This is a genomic window from Halanaerocella petrolearia (assembly GCF_054657875.1).
On the sequence record NZ_BAAHXW010000002.1, the window covers coordinates 319,074 to 337,405 of the forward strand.

Genomic DNA, 18,332 nt, shown 5'->3' on the forward strand with positions numbered 1-18,332 from the left:
TGACACTATTTTTTATTTTTGACATAATGAATATGTTAACCATATAATGATCAGGAAGTTTATAAGAAAAATTAATTATCATAAGTAATATGCTAATTAAATCAAATAATGTATATATGGGTTCCTGAAATTTGAAATTGAAAAGGGGGATTTATGATGAGCAATGATGAAAAAATGATTATTTCACAAGAGGGATTAGATAAATTAAAAGAAGAATTACATTATTTACGTGGGCCAAAACGAAAGGAAGTAGCTCAACGAATTAAAGAAGCACGTGAACTTGGAGATATTAGTGAGAACTCTGAGTATGATGATGCTAAAAATGAACAAGCTTTTGTAGAAGGTAGAATTAAAGAGTTGGAAGAACAGATTAAAAAAGCTGAAGTTTTAGATGAAGATGATATTGATACTACTGAAGTAAATATAGGAACTACAGTTAGATTGCTAGATAAAGAACTTGATGAAGAAGTAGAATATAAGATTGTTAGTTCTGCTGAAACTGATCCAGATGAAAGCAAGATTTCTAATAAGTCACCAATTGGTAAAGGATTATTAGGTCATAAGGTAGGAGAAACAGTAGAGATTGAGGTTCCTGTGGGAACAATTGAGTATAAAGTATTAGCAATTAGAAAATAGTAATATGGAGGTATAGAGATGACAACTGAAGAATCTGAAATGAATGAGTTAATGCTAGAGCGACGGCGAAAGCTTGAAGAATTAGAAGAACAAGAGGTTAGAGCTTATGGTAATGATTTTAGTCGCTCTCATAAGACAGCTGAGATAGTTGATAACTATGAGGAATTAAGAGAAGAGAAAGTTGTTGTTAAGGCAGCAGGTAGAATTATGGCTGTTAGAAATCATGGAAAGTCTAGTTTTGCTGACTTAAAAGATATGTCAGGTAAGGTACAATTGTATGTTAAAGAAGGTAATGTTGGTGAAGAGGCATATGAAGTGTTTAATGATTTAGATATTGGAGATCAGATTGGTGTAGAGGGTTTATTATTTAAAACTAGAAAAGGTGAAGTAACTATCCAGGTAGAAGACTTTAAAGTGCTTGCTAAATCATTACGTCCTTTACCTGAGAAATGGCATGGATTAAAAGATGTAGAAAAAAGATATCGGCAAAGGTATGTAGATCTAATAGTTAATGATGATGTACAAGAAAAGTTTGTATTAAGAAGTAAGATTATACATAAGATTAGAGAATCTTTAGAAGAAGAAGAATTTTTAGAAGTACAAACACCTTTAATGCATCAGGTAGCTGGAGGAGCTTCTGCTAGACCTTTTGTTACCCATCATAATGCTTTAGATACTGATTTATATATGAGAATTGCTCCTGAGCTATATCTAAAGAGATTATTAGTAGGTGGCTTTGAGAAGGTCTTTGAGTTAGGTAAGAATATGAGAAATGAAGGATTATCAACTAAGCATAACCCAGAATTTACTTCTCTAGAGGTTTATCAAGCCTATGCTGACTATACAGATATGATGGAATTAACTGAAGACTTAATTACAACAGTTGCAGAAGAAGTATTAGGAACTTTAGAGATAGAGTATGATGGTCAAGAGATAGACTTAAGTAGCTGGCAACAGATGACTATGATAGAGGCAATTGAAAAATATGCAGAAATAGATTTCTCTAAGGTAGAAAATCTAGATGAAGCTAAGAGTTTAGCTGATGATAGAGGAGTAGAATATGAAGATAATACTTCTATTGGAGAAATTATAAATGAATTCTTTGAAGAGTTTGTAGAAGATAATTTAGTTGAACCTACTTTTATTACTCAATATCCAGTAGAAGTATCTCCTTTAGCAAGAAGAAATCCTGATAATCCAGAGTTTACAGATAGATTCGAATTATTTATTGCTGGAAATGAAATGGCTAATGCATTTTCTGAGTTAAATGATCCAATTGATCAACGAGAAAGATTTGAAAAACAGGTTGAACAAAGAGAAGCTGGTGATGATGAAGCACATATGATGGATCAAGACTTTATTAAAGCTTTAGAATATGGTATGCCGCCAGCAGGTGGATTAGGTATTGGAATTGATAGATTGATTATGTTATTAACAGATTCTCCATCTATTAGAGAAGTAATTCTATTCCCACACTTACGACCAGAAAAAGAATAGTAGATATAAAAAAGGAGGAATTGTTCCTCCTTTTTTTACATTTGTTACAATAAACTGTAGATTAAATTTAACTCTAACACATGTTATAATTAAATATATAATAGTTATTTAAGAGGTGTTAGAGTTGCGAAAAAAGATATTTGTTCCAATGTTAGTTATTTTATGTACTATTCTTTTTAATATTACTGCTGATGCTAAGTCAAATTTTCAATTAGATAAAGGAATATTTAATTTACATAAACAGGAGTCAATGATAAGAAAATATAATTTATTGACAGGTCAATTAGAATATAAAAATAATAACCAAGAGGAATATACTTTAAATATTCCTAAGTTACTTCCTCCCCATATTACATATGCCAGAAATATTAAAGGAGTTTATGTTAATAGTTGGACAATTAGAAGTAAAAAACGTATGAATGAGTTAATGAAAGTTGTAGCTAAGAGTAACTTAAATGCTATTGTAGTAGATATTAAAGATATAACAGGTAAAATTGATTTCTTTAATAATAAAAGAAAAAAGCAAAATTTAAAAGAGTTAATAACTCGTTGTCAAAAAAACGGGATTTATATTATTGGTCGCTTAGCTGTTTTTAAAGATTTACATCTGTCTCAAAAGAAAGAATATGCCTTAAAATATATCAAAGCTAAATCTAATATTATAGTTAATAGTACTAAATGGACAAGTCCTTATTCAAAAGAGGTATGGGCTTATAACCTAGATATAGTAGAAGAAGCAATAAAATTAGGAATAGATGAGATTCAATTTGATTATATTCGTTTTCCTACTTTAGGGACTAATAGTAATTTAACTATTAAGAATGCAGATGATTATTCTAAAGTAGATGTTATAGTAGATTTTTTAAAGTATGCTAGAGAAAGGTTACAGGGTAAAGATATATTATTATCAGCTGATGTTTTTGGCTTAACAACTACAATTGATGGAGATTTAGGTATTGGTCAAGACATCACAAGAATGGTAGACTATATTGATTATATTTCTCCAATGATATACCCTTCACATTATAATTCAGGAATTTATGGTTTAGAGAATCCTAGTTCTAATCCTTATCAACTGATCAGTGAGAGCTTAGCAGATGCTAAGGAAAAGTTAAAGGAAGATAGTTATAAAATAAGACCTTGGTTGCAAGATTTTTCTCTACAATATATATATAATAAAGAAGAGGTTAAAGCGCAGATTAAAGCAGTTAAAGATCAACAGTTAACAGGTTGGTTATTATGGAATCCAGGTTCTAATTATACAACTGAAGCACTTATTAATAAGATAAAGGAAGGATGAAGTAAAGTGGAGTTGACAGAGGAACGAGTTATTCCTAAGAAGATGAATTCTAATAATGGTTTATTAGTTGAACATATTGCACGGTATAAATTTGCTAGTGATTATACTCAAGGTAGAGTTTTAGATTTTTCTTGTGGAGTAGGTTATGGAGCAGAAGTGTTATTAGCTATGGGTGAAGGAATAGAAGAGGTTGTTGGAGTAGATGTTGATGAAGAGAGTATTAAATATGCCCGGGATCATTATAAATATCCGTGGACAAAATTTATGCTTGGAGAAGCAACAGACTTAGAGTTAGTAGAAAAGGTAGGGCAGTTTGATACAATAGTTAGTATGGAAACAGTAGAACATATAAAAGATGATTATAAATTCATAACCAACTTAAGGAAATTGCTGAGAAAAGATGGAACATTAATCATCTCTACTCCTTTTGGTCGAGGTAGAGATGTCGAATGTTCTAACCCTTACCATTATCGTCAGTATACTGAAGAGGAGTTTAGAGAACTATTATCTCCTTTTTCAGAAGTAGAAATTTTTTGTCAACGAGATAGTGAGATTGAAAAACCAAAAGAAGATAAGAAATATTATTTGATGGTTGCAGTTTGTAGATTATAAATCAGAAAAGTTATTGACAAGCAAGTAGATAGGTGTTATTATAGTAAATGTTGTCTAGAAGAGGGCTGTTTTTGGCCCTTAATTATTAAATATAAATTCATTATTCCTAAAAACTTCTTGACAGCAGACAGTTGATCTGTTAGACTATTGATTGTGCTGAAAGGGAAGTTTGTTTTTTCTGGACAAGCGAAAAACAATCCAGAAAACTTCTTGACAGAAAGATAAACATTTGATAATATAGTAAATGTCGCTTAAAAAGGCGACAGAGATTTCGGTCTTTGAAAACTAAACAATGTAACATCCGACTATTCCGAAGTCAGTGTCAAACTCATTTCCTTTTTTCGGAGAGTTTGATCCTGGCTCAGGACGAACGCTGGCGGCATGCTTAACACATGCAAGTTGTGCGAGAAAGTTACCTTCGGGTAACGAGTAAAGCAGCGAACGGGTGAGTAACGCGTAAGTTATCTACCTTTAAATCTGGGATAACTACTCGAAAGGGTGGCTAATACTGGATATACTCTTTTTAGAGGAAAGATGGATTACTATCGTTTAAAGATGAGCTTGCGTCCCATTAGCTAGTTGGTAAGATAACAGCTTACCAAGGCAACGATGGGTAGCCGGCCTGAGAGGGCGATCGGCCACACTGGGACTGAGACACGGCCCAGACTCCTACGGGAGGCTGCAGTGGGGAATCTTCCGCAATGGGCGAAAGCCTGACGGAGCAATGCCGCGTGAGTGATGAAGGCCTTAGGGTCGTAAAGCTCTGTCTTGAGGGAAGAACAACTTAGTAGTGAACAACTGCTAGGTATGACGGTACCTCAAAAGAAAGCCCCGGCTAATTACGTGCCAGCAGCCGCGGTAACACGTAAGGGGCAAGCGTTGTCCGGAATTACTGGGCGTAAAGGGTGCGCAGGCGGTCTAGCAAGTCAGAGGTGAAAGCCACTAGCTCAACTAGTGAAAGTCCTTTGAAACTGTTAGACTTGAGAGTAGAAGAGGGAGATGGAATTCCTAGTGTAGTGGTGAAATACGTAGATATTAGGAAGAATACCAATGGTGAAAACAGTCTCCTGGTCTGACTCTGACGCTGAGGCACGAAAGCTAGGGTATCAAACGGGATTAGATACCCCGGTAGTCCTAGCTGTAAACGCTGGATACTAGGTGTTGGGGGTTCAACTCCCTCGGTGCCGTAGTTAACGCTTTAAGTATCCCGCCTGGGGAATACGACCGCAAGGTTGAAACTCAAAGGAATTGACGGGGGCCCGCACAAGCGGCGGAGCATGTGGTTTAATTCGAAGCAACGCGAAGAACCTTACCAGAACTTGACATCTTTCTGATATTCTTTTAACAGAGAAGTTCCCTTCGGGGACAGAAATGACAGGTGGTGCATGGCTGTCGTCAGCTCGTGTCGTGAGATGTTGGGTTAAGTCCCGCAACGAGCGTAACCCTTATTCTTAGTTGCCAGCATGTAATGATGGGGACTCTAAGGAGACTGCCGCGGAAGAACGCGGAGGAAGGTGGGGATGACGTCAAGTCATCATGCCCCTTATGTTCTGGGCTACACACGTGCTACAATGGCTTACACAAAAGGAAGCGAGACCGCAAGGTAGAGCCAATCCTGTAAAGTGAGTCTCAGTTCGGATTGCAGATTGCAACTCATCTGCATGAAGCTGGAGTCGCTAGTAATCGTGGATCAGAATGCCACGGTGAATACGTTCCCGGGCCTTGTACACACCGCCCGTCACACCACCCGAGTTGGGGGCACCAGAAGTCGCTGGCTCAACCAAGTGAGAGAAGCGCCGAAGGTGTGCCCGATAAGGGGGGTGAAGTCGTAACAAGGTAGCCGTACCGGAAGGTGCGGCTGGATCACCTCCTTTCTAAGGAGTTAAACGCTGAGGGTAGTTGGAATGTTACATTGTTTAGTTTTGAGAGACTGAGTCTCTCGTAATTGCACCTTGAAAACTGCACAATAACAACGATTAACCGAGTCTAGATTAAACTAGTAAGGGCGTATGGTGGATATCTAGGCGCCAGAAACCGATGACGGACGTGGCAAGCTGCGATAAGCCTTGACGAGCTGCAAACAAGTGATGACTCAAGGATGTCCTAATGGGAGTACCTGACATGGTAACCCATGTCATCTTAGAGTGAATTAAAATAACTCTAGGAAGGTAACCGGGTGAACTGAAACATCTTAGTAACCCTAGGAAAAGAAAGCAAAAGCGATTCCCTAAGTAGCGGCGAGCGGAAGGGGAATAGCCCAAACTGTAATAGTGTAAAAGCTCATAGGCATTGCTATTACAGAGTCGTAGGGCTATCACGATACTACTATGAAGTATCATAAGCTGACTTTTAGCTAGTCGAAGTGGTTGGAAAGCCACACCACAGAAGGTAATAGTCCTGTAGATGAAAGTTAAAAGAGGCTTAGATAGTACCTGAGTACCATGAGTCACGTGGAACCTCGTGGGAAGTAAGGAGGACCATCTCCTAAGGCTAAATATTATCTGGCGACCGATAGTGAACCAGTACCGTGAGGGAAAGATGAAAAGAACCCCGAGAGGGGAGTGAAATAGACCTTGAAACCATATGCTTACAAGCGGTCAGAGGGCGTATATATATCAGCCTAATGGCGTGCTTTTTGCTTAACGAACCGGCGAGTTATGTGAAGTGGCAGAGGTTAAGCCTAAAAGGTGAAGCCGTAGCGAAAGCGAGTCTGAAGAGGGCGCAAGTCGCTTAGCATAGACCCGAAACCGAGTGACCTATCCATGGTCAGGATGAAGCAGGTGTAACAGCCTGTGGAAGTCCCAACCGCGTTGGCGTTGAAAAGCCATGGGATGAACTGTGGATAGGGGTGAAAGGCCAATCGAACTCGGAGATAGCTGGTTCTCCCCGAAATAGCTTTAGGGCTAGCCTTAAGACGGCTGTATTGGGTGTAGAGCACTGATTGGACTAGGGGCTTACCCAAGCTACCGAATCCATTCAAACTCCGAATCCTAATACAGAAAGCTTAAGAGTCAGACTATGTGGGATAAGCTTCATAGTCGAGAGGGAAACAACCCAGATCGCCAGTTAAGGTCCCAAAGTGTAGACTAAGTGGCAAAGGAAGTGAGACTGCCTAGACAACCAGGATGTTGGCTTAGAAGCAGCCATTCATTTAAAGAGTGCGTAATAGCTCACTGGTCGAGTGGTCTTGCGCCTAAAATATCCGGGGCTCAAGTCTACCACCGAAACTGCGAATTGGTTATCCAATGGTAGGGGAGCATTCTATACGGACTGAAGCAGTACCGGAAGGAGCTGTGGACTGTATAGAAGCGATAATGCCGGTATGAGTAACGAGAAACAGGTGAGAATCCTGTTCGCTGAAAGTCCAAGGTTTCCTGAGCAAGGCTCGTCCGCTCAGGGTAAGCCGGGACCTAAGCCGAGGCCGAAAGGCGTAGGCGATGGATAGTCGGTCAAAATTCCGACGCTACCTATTAGCATTTGAGCGAAGGGGTAACGCAGGAAGATAGACTTGCCTGTCAACGGTATGACAGGTTGAAACACTTAGAAGGATGGTTTAGGCAAATCCGGACCATTGATAACTTTGAAGTGTGATCAGGAGTTCCTACGGGAACGAAGAAGTTGATTCTCTACTGCCAAGAAAAACCTCTAGCAAGGTGATAGGTACCCGTACCCCAAACTGACACAGGTGGACTGGATGAGAATTCTAAAGCGAGCGAGTGAACCTTCGTCAAGGAACTCGGCAAACTAGCCCCGTAACTTTGGGAGAAGGGGTGCCTCAATAGAGTTATGCTCGAAGAGGTTGCAACAAAGAAGCTTAGGCGACTGTTTACCAAAAACACAGGTCTCTGCTAAGACGCAAGTCGAAGTATAGGGGCTGACGCCTGCCCGGTGCTGGAAGGTCACGGGGATATGTTAGGACTTAGATCCAAAGCATTGAACTTAAGCCCCAGTGAACGGCGGCCGTAACTATAACGGTCCTAAGGTAGCGAAATTCCTTGTCGGGTAAGTTCCGACCTGCACGAATGGCGCAACGACCTAAGCACTGTCTCGACGAAGGACTCGGTGAAATTGAAGTGTCTGTGAAGATGCAGACTACCCGCGGCTGGACGGAAAGACCCCGTGGAGCTTTACTGCAGTCTGATATTGAACTTTGGTACACTATGTACAGTATAAGTGGGAGGCATTGAAATCGGCGCGCTAGTGTCGATGGAGCCATCAATGGGATACCACTCTTATTGTGCCGGTGTTCTAACTACGCACTGTAACCCAGTGTTAGGACAGTTTCAGACAGGCAGTTTGACTGGGGCGGTCGACTCCTAAAGAGTAACGGAGTCGCCCAAAGGTTCCCTCAGTGCGGTTGGAAATCGCACGAAGAGTGTAAAGGCAGAAGGGAGCCTGACTGCGAGACATACAGGTCGAGCAGGGACGAAAGTCGGGCTTAGTGATCCGACGGTAGAGCATGGAATTGCCGTCGCTCAACGGATAAAAGTTACCCCGGGGATAACAGGCTTATCTCCCCCAAGAGTTCACATCGACGGGGAGGTTTGGCACCTCGATGTCGGCTCGTCGCATCCTGGAGCTGGAGCAGGTTCCAAGGGTTGGGCTGTTCGCCCATTAAAGCGGCACGCGAGCTGGGTTCAGAACGTCGTGAGACAGTTCGGTCCCTATCCGCCGTGGGCGCAGGATATTTGAGGGAAACTATCCCCAGTACGAGAGGACCGGGATGGACGTACCGCTGGTGGACCAGTTGTCAACCAATGGCATTGCTGGGTAGCTAAGTACGGAACTGATAAGCGCTGAAAGCATCTAAGCGTGAAGCAGATCTCAAGATTAGATATCCCATGGAATAATCCAGTAAGTTCCCTGATAGACTATCAGGTAGATAGGCCAGGAGTATAAGTATGGTGACATATTAAGCTGACTGGTACTAATAGAACGAGGGTTTAATCTAGATAAAGTTATTATTGTGCAGTTTTGAAAGTGTAATAAATAATTCTGGTGGTGATTGCGGAGGGGCAACACCTGTTCCCATCTCGAACACAGTAGTTAAGTCCTCCAGCGCTGATGGTACTATAGGGGTAGCCCTATGGGAGAGTAGGTCGCCGCCAGAATTTGCTATATATAAAACTATATTGTTCCCCGATAGCTCAGTTGGTAGAGCGAGTGGCTGTTAACCACTTTGTCGCAGGTTCAAGTCCTGCTCGGGGAGCCATTTTTATTTTTTGTACACCTTAGCAGGTGTTTTTTTATTTTTTGTATATTTTTTATTTAATAATAAATAATAAACTAAGGTTAAGGATGGCTTTGATAGTATATTGATTAATGATAATTAATACTGATAAGGTCTTGAAAAAATAATTTAATTATAGTAAAATATAGTCAAAATCAAAGATGATCAAAGAAGTTAGAGGAGAGAAATATATGAAGAGCTTATCAGATCAGATAGAGAAATATTTAAAAGAAATACTGATTAAAACTGCAGTTATTAAAATCCAAAGAAGTAATTTAGCCCAAAGATTTGATTGTGCACCGTCACAAATAAATTATGTTCTAGATACTCGTTTTACTCAAGAAAAAGGATATGTAATTGATAGTCAACTGGTTATATAAAAATTACTAAAGTTGAATTAACCTCAGTCCAAGACTTAGTTAATAAGTTGTATAATAAAATAGAGAATCAAATTAGTCAACGTAAAGCTTTAAATATAATTGATAAATTATATGAAGAGGAAGTAATATCTCTTTATGAAAGAGACTTATTTTATACTATACTTTGTAGAAAGACAATAGACCTAAACACTACAAGTTGTAAACTACTTAGAGCAAGATTATTGAAAGGAATCCTGAAATCATTGATTAGAAAGGGGGAATAGTATGCTTTGTCAAGAGTGTCAGGAGCAAGAAGCTAGAATACATGTTACTAAAATCATTAACGGTGAGAAAAGAGAATTATATTTATGTCAAGAATGTGCTGAAGAAACAGAGGAGTTTGATTTAAGTTTCGATTTTTCATTTGATAATTTATTGACTGGTTTATTAAATGATAAATTAAATTCTCAGCCTAAAATAGATATATCTAAAACAGATTTTGAATGTTCTGTATGTGGACAAAGTTATACTGAATTTGCTCGTAGTGGACGATTAGGTTGTAGTAGTTGCTATGATTCATTTCAAAACAAATTGGATAAAATTTTGCGACGAATTCATAGTAGTACTAAACATAGTGGGAAGATTCCTAAACGGGCTGGAGAGAGGGTAAGGGTTAGAAGAAAGATAAAAGAATTGAAACAGGAGATGGATGAAGTTGTAGATAGAGAAGAGTTTGAACGAGCAGCTGAGATAAGAGATGAAATTCAGGAATTAGAAGATAAAATAGAAGAGTAGGGGGGGTATAATGGAAGATGAATTTGTTAGTCGGTGGATGGATCAGACAGGTTCAGAAGCAGATGTAGTTGTTAGTAGTAGAATTAGATTAGCTAGAAACTTAAATAATATACCTTTTACGACTCAAGCTGATGATGAAGAATTATCTTTGGTTGCAGAGAAAATTAGTAGTTTAATTAATAGTAATAATCAGTTTGATTTAAAGTTACTTGCTCTAGATACTTTATCGGAGACAGAAAGAAAAATGTTAGTAGAACGTCATTTAATTAGTCCTGATCATGCACAAGGTGGGAAAAATAGATTAACTGCTTTATCAGAAGATGAGACAATAAGTTTAATGATTAATGAAGAAGATCATATTAGATTACAAACATTATTGCCAGGTTTAGAGTTAGAGGAAAATTGGACTATAGCTGAAGAGATAGATGATTACTTAGAAGATAGTTTAAATATTGCCTTTGATGAACAGTATGGATACTTGACAGCCTGCCCTACCAATGTAGGAACTGGTTTAAGAGCTTCAATAATGGTTCATTTACCTGCTTTAAGTATTTTGGATCGAGTGAAAAATCTAATGGGGGCTATCTCAAAGTTAGGATTGACTGTAAGGGGATTATATGGAGAAGGTACAGATACAATAGGTAATCTATACCAGATTTCTAATCAGGTAACTTTAGGTTATTCAGAAGATGAAATTATAGAAAATTTGCTTGAGGTAACTCACCAGATTATTGATAAAGAAAGAAATGCTCGTCAAATTTTATTGAAAGAACAAGAAATTAATTTAAAGGATACGGTGTCTAGAGCTTATGGTGTTTTAAAGCATGCCTATAATATTTCTATTGAAGAAGCATTAAATTTAATTTCTAATGTAAGATTAGGAGTTGATTTAGGAATACTAGATAATGTTAACCCTACGTTATTGACTCAATTAATGATTATTATTAGACCTGCTACATTGCATATGATTAATGGAAAAGAAGAGGTAACAGATTATGATGCATATCGAGCTGAACTAATTAAAAATAAATTAAGGGGGGATTAGTATGTTATTTGGAAGGTTTACTGAACGGGCCAAAAAGGTGATGTCTAGTTCCCAAAAAGAAGCCAGAAAATTAGGTCATAATTATGTAGGAACAGAGCATTTATTATTAGGTTTATTAGATGAAGGAGAAGGAGTTGCTTCCAAATCGTTAAAGAAGAATGGGCTAAAGCTTGATAATTTACGAGATAAAGTAGAAGAAATTATTGGGGATTCTAAAGGAGAAATAAAAGCTGATAAACTCCCCTTTACTCCTAGAACTAAGAAGGTATTAAACCTTTCTCTAGAAGAAGCAAGAAGATTAGGGCACAATTATATAGGAACAGAGCATTTATTATTAGGATTATTAAAAGAAGGAGAAGGAGTTGCAGCCAGACTTTTAAAAGAAGAAGGAATAGAATTTGATAAGATTAAAAAGCAGGTGATTAATATGTTAGGTGGTTCTAAAAAGGCTGGTGGATATAACAAATTTGGTAAAAGGAATAATCGGAGAGGAAATAAGTTAGATCAATTTAGTCGGGATTTAACTGAACTTGCTGAAGAAGGAAAGTTAGACCCTGTTATTGGTCGCAATAATGAAATAAAAAGAGTTATTCAGATTTTAAGCCGACGAAAAAAGAATAATCCAGTTTTAATTGGTGAACCAGGTGTTGGTAAGACTGCTATTGCTGAAGGTTTAGCTCAACGAATTGCAGAGGGGGAAGTGCCAGAACCCTTAGTAGATAAAAGGATTTTAGCTTTGGATTTAAGTTCTATGTTAGCTGGTTCTAAGTATAGAGGCGAATTTGAAAAGAGATTAAAAGCTGTTATGAAAGAAATTGAAGAGTCTGGTGAGATAATCTTATTTATTGATGAACTTCATAATTTAGTAGGAGCTGGGGGAGCAGAAGGGGCAATAGATGCTGCTAATATTTTGAAACCAGCTTTAGCACGTGGAGAATTACAGACTATTGGAGCTACTACTTTAGATGAGTATCGTAAGTATATTGAGAAAGATGCAGCTTTAGAACGTAGATTTCAGTCTATTTTAGTAGAAGAACCAACTATTGAAGATACTACTAAAATATTAGAAGGACTACGTGATGTGTATGAGGCACATCATAGAGTAAAAATTACTGATGAAGCCATTTCTGCAGCTGCTGAGTTATCACATCGTTATATTAGTGACCGATTTTTACCTGATAAAGCAATTGATTTGATTGATGAAGCAGGCTCTCAGGCTAGATTGCGTCAAAATACTGCTCCAAATGAATTAAAAGATTTAAATAAAGAATTAGAACAAGTAGAACAGGAGAAAGAAGCAGCTATTGAAGCTCAAGAATTTGAAGAAGCGGCTAGTCTAAGAGATAAAGAAGAGCAGTTAAAAGAAAAGTTAGAAGAGACTAAAACTGAGTGGAAAAATGAAAAAGGGATGAATGAAACAACAGTTTCACGAGAAAGTATTGCTAATATTGTGTCTGATTGGACTGGAATCCCAGTTACAAAGCTAGCTCAAGAAGAATCTGAGCGGTTACTTAATTTAGAAGATGAGTTACATGAAAGAGTTATTGGCCAAAATGAAGCCGTCGATTCTGTAGCCCAAGCAATTAGGAGAGCTAGAGCTGGTTTAAAAGATCCAAATCGACCAATAGGCTCCTTCATTTTTCTAGGGCCAACTGGAGTAGGTAAAACAGAATTAGCACGTACTTTAGCTGAAACAATGTTTAATGATGAGGAAGCTATGGTAAGAGTTGATATGTCTGAGTATATGGAGAAACATTCTGTGTCTCGTTTAGTAGGTTCTCCTCCAGGGTATGTTGGACATGAAGAAGGAGGTCAATTAACTGAGAAGGTTAGACGTCGCCCGTACTCTGTTGTTTTATTAGATGAGATTGAAAAGGCTCATCCTGAAGTATTTAATAGTCTATTACAGGTTTTAGAAGATGGTCAATTAACTGATGCTCAAGGAAGAACAGTTGATTTTAAGAATACTGTGATTATTATGACTTCCAATGTAGGTGCTGATTTAATCCAAGATAATACTGGTGGAGTTGGTTTTAAAACTACAGAAGATACTGAAGCTGAATATGAAGATATGAAAGCAAAAGTTATGGATAACCTAAAGGATACTTTTAGACCTGAATTTTTAAATAGATTAGATGAGTTAATAGTCTTTCATTCTTTAACTGAAGAACAGACTAAAGAAATTGTTGATTTAATGTTAGAAGAACTAAAGGAGAGAATAGTAGATAAAGGAATAGAAATAGATGTTACTGATGCTGCTAAAGGATTACTTGCTGAAAAAGGATATGATAAAGAATTTGGAGCAAGACCATTACGTAGAACAATTAGACGTTTAATTGAAAATCCACTATCTGAGAAATTAATTGCTGGTGAATTTGAGGACCGAAGTAAGATTGAAATTGATATCCAAGATGGTGAATTAACATTTAATAAGTTATAACTAAAGATTTAAAGCAGGGGATTGTAACCTCTGCTTCTTTTATTTCGATTTTATTCTTGACTTGTAAAGGTAGTAAATAAATGTTATAATATAATTTAACACTTTATATATAATTAGGTGATTGTATGCCAAAGGCAAAGAAGAGATATATTTGTCAGGAATGTAACTATCAAGCTTTGAAATGGAGTGGACAATGTCCTAACTGCCAGAATTGGAATACATTAGAAGAGAAAATTATTGATCCTAAAGAGGAAAAAAAGAAGAAAAAAACAATTACTAATGTAGAGGCAGAGAAAATTGATCAAATTGAAACTAGTGTAGAGGATAGATTGAAAACTGGATTTGATGAATTAGATCGAGTATTAGGTGGAGGGATTGTTCCTGGTTCACTGATTTTAATTGGTGGTGATCCAGGGATTGGTAAATCTACACTACTATTACAATCTTCTTATAACTTAAGCGAAAAATATGATAAAGTATTATATGTTACTGGTGAAGAGTCAAAAAGGCAGGTTAAATTACGGGCCAACCGCCTAAATACAGTTGGCTCTAATTTATATATATTAGCAGAAACTAACTTGTTAGCTGTAATTGAAAGTGTTAAGAAACTGAAACCAGACTTAGTAGTTATTGATTCAATTCAGACAGTACATAATCCAAATCTTGATTCTGCTCCAGGTAGTGTTAGTCAGGTTAGAGAAGCTACTAATAAGTTAAGAGAATTAGGGAAGAAAAATGAAATTCCTATTTTTGTAGTAGGTCACGTTACTAAGCAAGGGGCTATTGCTGGACCTAAAGTATTAGAGCATATGGTTGATACTGTTCTTTATTTTGAGGGAGATAGACATCGGAATTATAGATTATTAAGGGCTGTTAAGAATAGATTTGGTTCTACTGATGAAGTTGGTATTTTTGAAATGAAACAAGAAGGTTTAGAAGAAGTATTGAATCCTTCGCAAGCTTTTATTTCTGAAAGACCTGCAGAAGTTTCTGGGTCAGTTATTATTCCTTGTTTAGAAGGAAGTCGACCTATCTTGATTGAGCTACAAGCTTTAGTATCTTCAGCTAATTTTGGAAATCCTAGTCGGATGACTACAGGTATTGATTATAAACGTACTTCTTTATTATTAGCTGTTCTAGAAAAAAAATTAGGTTTACATTTACAAAATCAAGATGTATATATCAATATTGCAGGTGGTTTTGAGATTGATGAACCAGCTATTGATTTAGGTGTAATTGTAGCAGTTGTTTCAAGTTTTAGAGAGTTTCCTGTAGGAGAAAATTTAGCAGTAGTTGGTGAAGTAGGTCTATCAGGAGAAGTAAGAGCAATTAATCAGGTAGAAAAGAGAGTTGTAGAAGCAAGTAAGTTAGGCTTTAAAGAATTTATTGTTCCTCAGAGTAATGAGGATAAACTATCTTCTGCTTATTCTGAACTATCTATTAATGGTGTTAGTAATGTTAGAGAAGTTTTAGATCTTATTTTAGGGGGTGAATAAATGTCTGGTCTTCATCAAGAGTTTGCTGATATATTAAAATTAATTGCACCAGGGACTTCCTTTAGAGAAGGATTAGAGAATATTCTTCGGGCTAAAACAGGTGCTTTAATTGTAGTAGGAGATAGTGAAGAAGTCTTAGGAGCTGTTGATGGTGGTTTTAATATTAATGCTGAAATGACCTCTACTCGTTTATATGAACTAGCTAAGATGGATGGTGCTATCGTTTTAAGTGAAAATGCAGAAAGAATTTTATGTGCTAATACTCAGTTAGTTCCTGATCCCTCTATATCTTCAATGGAGACTGGTACCAGACATCGTACAGCTGAGAGAATTGCTAAACAGACTGGTGAGCTAGTTATCTCAATTTCCCAGCGCCGGGATGTAATTACTCTATATAAAGCTGATAAAAAATACGTTCTAGAGGATATTAGAGTTATCTTAGCTAAGGCTAACCAAGCTACTCAGACTTTAGAGAAGTACAGGAAGGTACTAGATCAGTCACTTACTAATTTAAGTGCTTTAGAATTTGAAGATTTAGTTACTATTTCTGATGTAGCTACTGTTTTACAGAGAACAGAGATGGTATTAAGAATCAAACGAGAAATTGAAAGATATATTATAGAGTTAGGTAGTGAAGGGCGATTAATAAAGATGCAGCTAGAAGAGTTAGTATCTAATGTTAAAGAAGAAGGTTTATTAATCATTAGAGACTATAAGGCTGAAGATGAAGAAAGTGATGAGGAAAAAGAGGAAATTGATGATTTAGCAGCTGTTTTTGAAAAGATATCTAATTGTTCCTCTGATGAATTATTAAGCTTATCTACCATCAGTAAATATTTAGGTTATGGTGGGAATATGAATGCTTTAGACTTATCTATTTCTCCACGGGGATATAGATTGTTAAGAAAGATTCCACGGTTGCCGATGCGAGTAATTGAAAATTTGGTAGATTCTTTTGGTAGTTTTCAGGAGATCTTAAATGCTTCTATTGAAGAATTAAATGATGTTGATGGAGTGGGAGAAGTTAGAGCACAGGCAATTAAGGAAGGGTTAAAGAGATTAAGAGATCAAGTGCTATTAGACCGTCATATGTAGTTTTAAATTGATATTCACACTGTTATATGGTATAATTTAGAATTATAATTCTGTGTATTGAATAGGGGGTTAAGTTAATGTTTGAAGTTGGTGATCAGATTGTTTATCCTAATCATGGAGCAGGTACTATTGTAGAGCTAGAAGAGAAAGAGATCTTAGGTGAGACAAAACAGTATTTTATTATGCAATTACCAATAGGTGAAATGAAAGTTATGATTCCTAAGGATAATGCGCAAGAAGTTGGTTTGAGAAGTATTATAGATGAAGAAGTAGTTCCTAAGGTGTATCAAGTTTTATCTGGAGAACAGAGTGAAATGTCTCAGAATTGGAATCGACGTTATCGAGCTAACTCAGAGAAGATAAAGACAGGAGATATTTTTGAAGTAGCTGAAGTAGTTAGAAATTTAACTATTCGTGACATTGTTAAAGGGCTATCTACTGGTGAAAAAAAGATGTTAAGTAATTCACGTCAGATCTTAATTAGCGAATTAGTATTAGCTGAAGATAAATCTCAAGAAGAAGTTGAAGAGAGAATTGAAACTATCTTTGCTGAACAAGACTTTGATGAAGAATAACGTCAGGATTTCAATTTGCCCTGACGTTTTATCTGCATTATAAGAGTTCTCTTTTAAGAATCGATTTTAATTAGAAGGGGGTGACAGAAATGAATAGAATATGGAATTTTATTTTTTTGTTGTTAGGCGGTCTATTAGGTTATCAAGTAGTTATAGAGTTAGGTTTAGCTGAGAATTTAATTTGGGATATAGGAAGTATTATTACTAATAATCAAGTTTTTGGTATATTAATTGGTGGATTAATAGGATTTATAATTTTACCGGTAGTGGCAGATCAATTAGTTAAGTGGTTTTTAAAATTTAGAGATGAATTAGAAAAGGTGCCTGGAAAAGATATTTTATCTGGAATTATAGGATTAGTAGTTGGTTTAGGATTAGGAATTTTAGCAGTCAATGCCTTTTCTATTTCTTTTATTCCTAAGTTTGGATTATTAATTCAAATTTTAATTAATGCTGGATTAGGGTATTTAGGGTGGAATTTAGGAATAAAAAAGAGAGAAGAGTTTATAGGAATCTTTTCACGGTCTAATAATAAGATAATAACAGAAGAAGATGATACTGAACAAGAAGATAATAGAGAACCAAAAGAGGATAATGCAGACCAAAATGAAGGACAGATTAGTCACAAAATTTTAGATACTAGTGTGATTATTGATGGCCGGATAGCTGATATTTGTCAAACTTCTTTTATAGAAGGTGTGCTTGTAGTTCCTGGTTTTGTTTTAGAAGAGTTACAACATATTGCTGATTCATCTAATTTATTAAAGCGTAATCGAGGACGAAGAGGATTAGATATTCTAAAGAAGATGCAGAATGAAATTGATATACCAGTACAGATATATGATTATGATTTTGAAGAGATTGAAGAAGTTGATAGTAAATTAGTTAAGTTAGCTCAAGTTTTAGGTGGTAAGGTTGTTACAAATGATTATAATCTAAACAAAGTAGCTGAGTTACAAGGGGTAACCGTATTAAATATTAATGAGCTAGCAAATGCAGTTAAACCTGTTGTTTTACCTGGTGAAGAAATGGAAGTTAAGATTATTAAAGATGGTGAGGAACCAGGACAAGGGGTTGGCTATTTAGAAGATGGTACAATGGTAGTAGTCGATGAAGGTAAGGATTATATTGATGATGAGATAGAAGTCTTAGTTACTAGTGTGTTACAGACTGCTGCGGGCAGAATGATCTTTGCTAAACCTAAATTTAGCGCTCAGCAGGCATTATAAAATAGGTAATGGAGGAGTTGACT

General features: G+C 36.6%; 13 protein-coding genes, 1 tRNA gene and 3 rRNA genes. All 17 read left to right on the forward strand.

Annotated elements, in window-relative coordinates:
* Positions 1-156: 156 nt before the first annotated feature.
* The 17 genes from greA (at position 157) to ACYQ39_RS08855 (ending at position 18,309) form a co-directional block, all read left to right on the forward strand.
* Complete coding sequence (greA, locus tag ACYQ39_RS08775; RefSeq protein ID WP_459842206.1) at positions 157-636, forward strand: transcription elongation factor GreA; 480 nt, start codon at positions 157-159, stop codon at positions 634-636.
* A gap of 18 nt (positions 637-654) precedes the next feature.
* Entirely contained in the window at positions 655-2,133 is a 1,479-nt protein-coding gene (gene lysS, locus ACYQ39_RS08780; protein WP_459842208.1) for a lysine--tRNA ligase, read from the forward strand.
* 124 nt (positions 2,134-2,257) lie between these two features.
* On the forward strand, positions 2,258-3,433 hold the full coding sequence (locus tag ACYQ39_RS08785; RefSeq protein WP_459842210.1) for a putative glycoside hydrolase: 1,176 nt from the start codon (positions 2,258-2,260) through the stop codon (positions 3,431-3,433).
* Positions 3,434-3,439: 6 nt separating this feature from the next.
* Positions 3,440-4,045, forward strand: a complete 606-nt coding sequence (locus tag ACYQ39_RS08790; protein ID WP_459842212.1) for a class I SAM-dependent methyltransferase — start codon at positions 3,440-3,442, stop codon at positions 4,043-4,045.
* A gap of 338 nt (positions 4,046-4,383) precedes the next feature.
* Positions 4,384-5,919 (forward strand): 16S ribosomal RNA (locus ACYQ39_RS08795).
* Positions 5,920-6,034: 115 nt separating this feature from the next.
* Positions 6,035-8,996, forward strand: a 23S ribosomal RNA gene (locus ACYQ39_RS08800).
* A 43-nt stretch (positions 8,997-9,039) separates the two neighbouring features.
* Positions 9,040-9,156, forward strand: a 5S ribosomal RNA gene (rrf, locus tag ACYQ39_RS08805).
* The 16S, 23S and 5S rRNA genes sit together here with 1 tRNA gene alongside, the layout of an rRNA operon.
* Positions 9,157-9,181: 25 nt before the next feature.
* A tRNA-Asn gene (locus ACYQ39_RS08810) sits at positions 9,182-9,257 on the forward strand.
* A 209-nt stretch (positions 9,258-9,466) separates the two neighbouring features.
* Positions 9,467-9,655, forward strand: a complete 189-nt coding sequence (locus ACYQ39_RS08815; protein WP_459842213.1) for a CtsR family transcriptional regulator — start codon at positions 9,467-9,469, stop codon at positions 9,653-9,655.
* 2 nt (positions 9,656-9,657) lie between these two features.
* Positions 9,658-9,918, forward strand: coding sequence for a hypothetical protein (locus ACYQ39_RS08820; protein WP_459844321.1), 261 nt, complete (start codon positions 9,658-9,660; stop codon positions 9,916-9,918).
* Between the two features lies 1 nt (position 9,919).
* Positions 9,920-10,429 (forward strand): UvrB/UvrC motif-containing protein, encoded by a 510-nt coding sequence (locus tag ACYQ39_RS08825; RefSeq protein WP_459842215.1) that lies wholly within the window; start codon positions 9,920-9,922, stop codon positions 10,427-10,429.
* 10 nt (positions 10,430-10,439) lie between these two features.
* Positions 10,440-11,474, forward strand: a complete 1,035-nt coding sequence (locus ACYQ39_RS08830) for a protein arginine kinase (protein ID WP_459842216.1) — start codon at positions 10,440-10,442, stop codon at positions 11,472-11,474.
* A 1-nt stretch (position 11,475) separates the two neighbouring features.
* A complete protein-coding gene (locus tag ACYQ39_RS08835; RefSeq protein WP_459842218.1) occupies positions 11,476-13,914 on the forward strand; it encodes an ATP-dependent Clp protease ATP-binding subunit in 2,439 nt (812 codons plus the stop codon).
* 125 nt (positions 13,915-14,039) lie between these two features.
* Positions 14,040-15,410, forward strand: a complete 1,371-nt coding sequence (radA, locus tag ACYQ39_RS08840; RefSeq protein ID WP_459842220.1) for a DNA repair protein RadA — start codon at positions 14,040-14,042, stop codon at positions 15,408-15,410.
* Positions 15,411-16,505 carry a DNA integrity scanning diadenylate cyclase DisA gene (gene disA, locus ACYQ39_RS08845; protein ID WP_459842222.1) on the forward strand — a complete coding sequence of 365 codons (1,095 nt, stop codon included), beginning with the start codon at positions 15,411-15,413 and terminating at the stop codon, positions 16,503-16,505.
* A gap of 77 nt (positions 16,506-16,582) precedes the next feature.
* Positions 16,583-17,080, forward strand: coding sequence for a CarD family transcriptional regulator (locus ACYQ39_RS08850; RefSeq protein WP_459842224.1), 498 nt, complete (start codon positions 16,583-16,585; stop codon positions 17,078-17,080).
* An 89-nt stretch (positions 17,081-17,169) separates the two neighbouring features.
* Entirely contained in the window at positions 17,170-18,309 is a 1,140-nt protein-coding gene (locus ACYQ39_RS08855) for a PIN/TRAM domain-containing protein (RefSeq protein WP_459842226.1), read from the forward strand.
* The last annotated feature ends 23 nt before the right edge of the window (positions 18,310-18,332 follow it).

Bases quoted from the DNA above. Each gene is read 5' to 3' on its own strand.
- greA (WP_459842206.1), top strand. From the start codon at position 157: ATGAGCAATGATGAAAAAATGATTATTTCACAAGAGGGATTAGATAAA.
- lysS (WP_459842208.1), top strand. From the start codon at position 655: ATGACAACTGAAGAATCTGAAATGAATGAGTTAATGCTAGAGCGACGG.
- ACYQ39_RS08815 (WP_459842213.1), top strand. From the start codon at position 9,467: ATGAAGAGCTTATCAGATCAGATAGAGAAATATTTAAAAGAAATACTG.
- ACYQ39_RS08825 (WP_459842215.1), top strand. From the start codon at position 9,920: ATGCTTTGTCAAGAGTGTCAGGAGCAAGAAGCTAGAATACATGTTACT.
- ACYQ39_RS08830 (WP_459842216.1), top strand. From the start codon at position 10,440: ATGGAAGATGAATTTGTTAGTCGGTGGATGGATCAGACAGGTTCAGAA.
- ACYQ39_RS08835 (WP_459842218.1), top strand. From the start codon at position 11,476: ATGTTATTTGGAAGGTTTACTGAACGGGCCAAAAAGGTGATGTCTAGT.
- radA (WP_459842220.1), top strand. From the start codon at position 14,040: ATGCCAAAGGCAAAGAAGAGATATATTTGTCAGGAATGTAACTATCAA.
- disA (WP_459842222.1), top strand. From the start codon at position 15,411: ATGTCTGGTCTTCATCAAGAGTTTGCTGATATATTAAAATTAATTGCA.
- ACYQ39_RS08850 (WP_459842224.1), top strand. From the start codon at position 16,583: ATGTTTGAAGTTGGTGATCAGATTGTTTATCCTAATCATGGAGCAGGT.
- ACYQ39_RS08855 (WP_459842226.1), top strand. From the start codon at position 17,170: ATGAATAGAATATGGAATTTTATTTTTTTGTTGTTAGGCGGTCTATTA.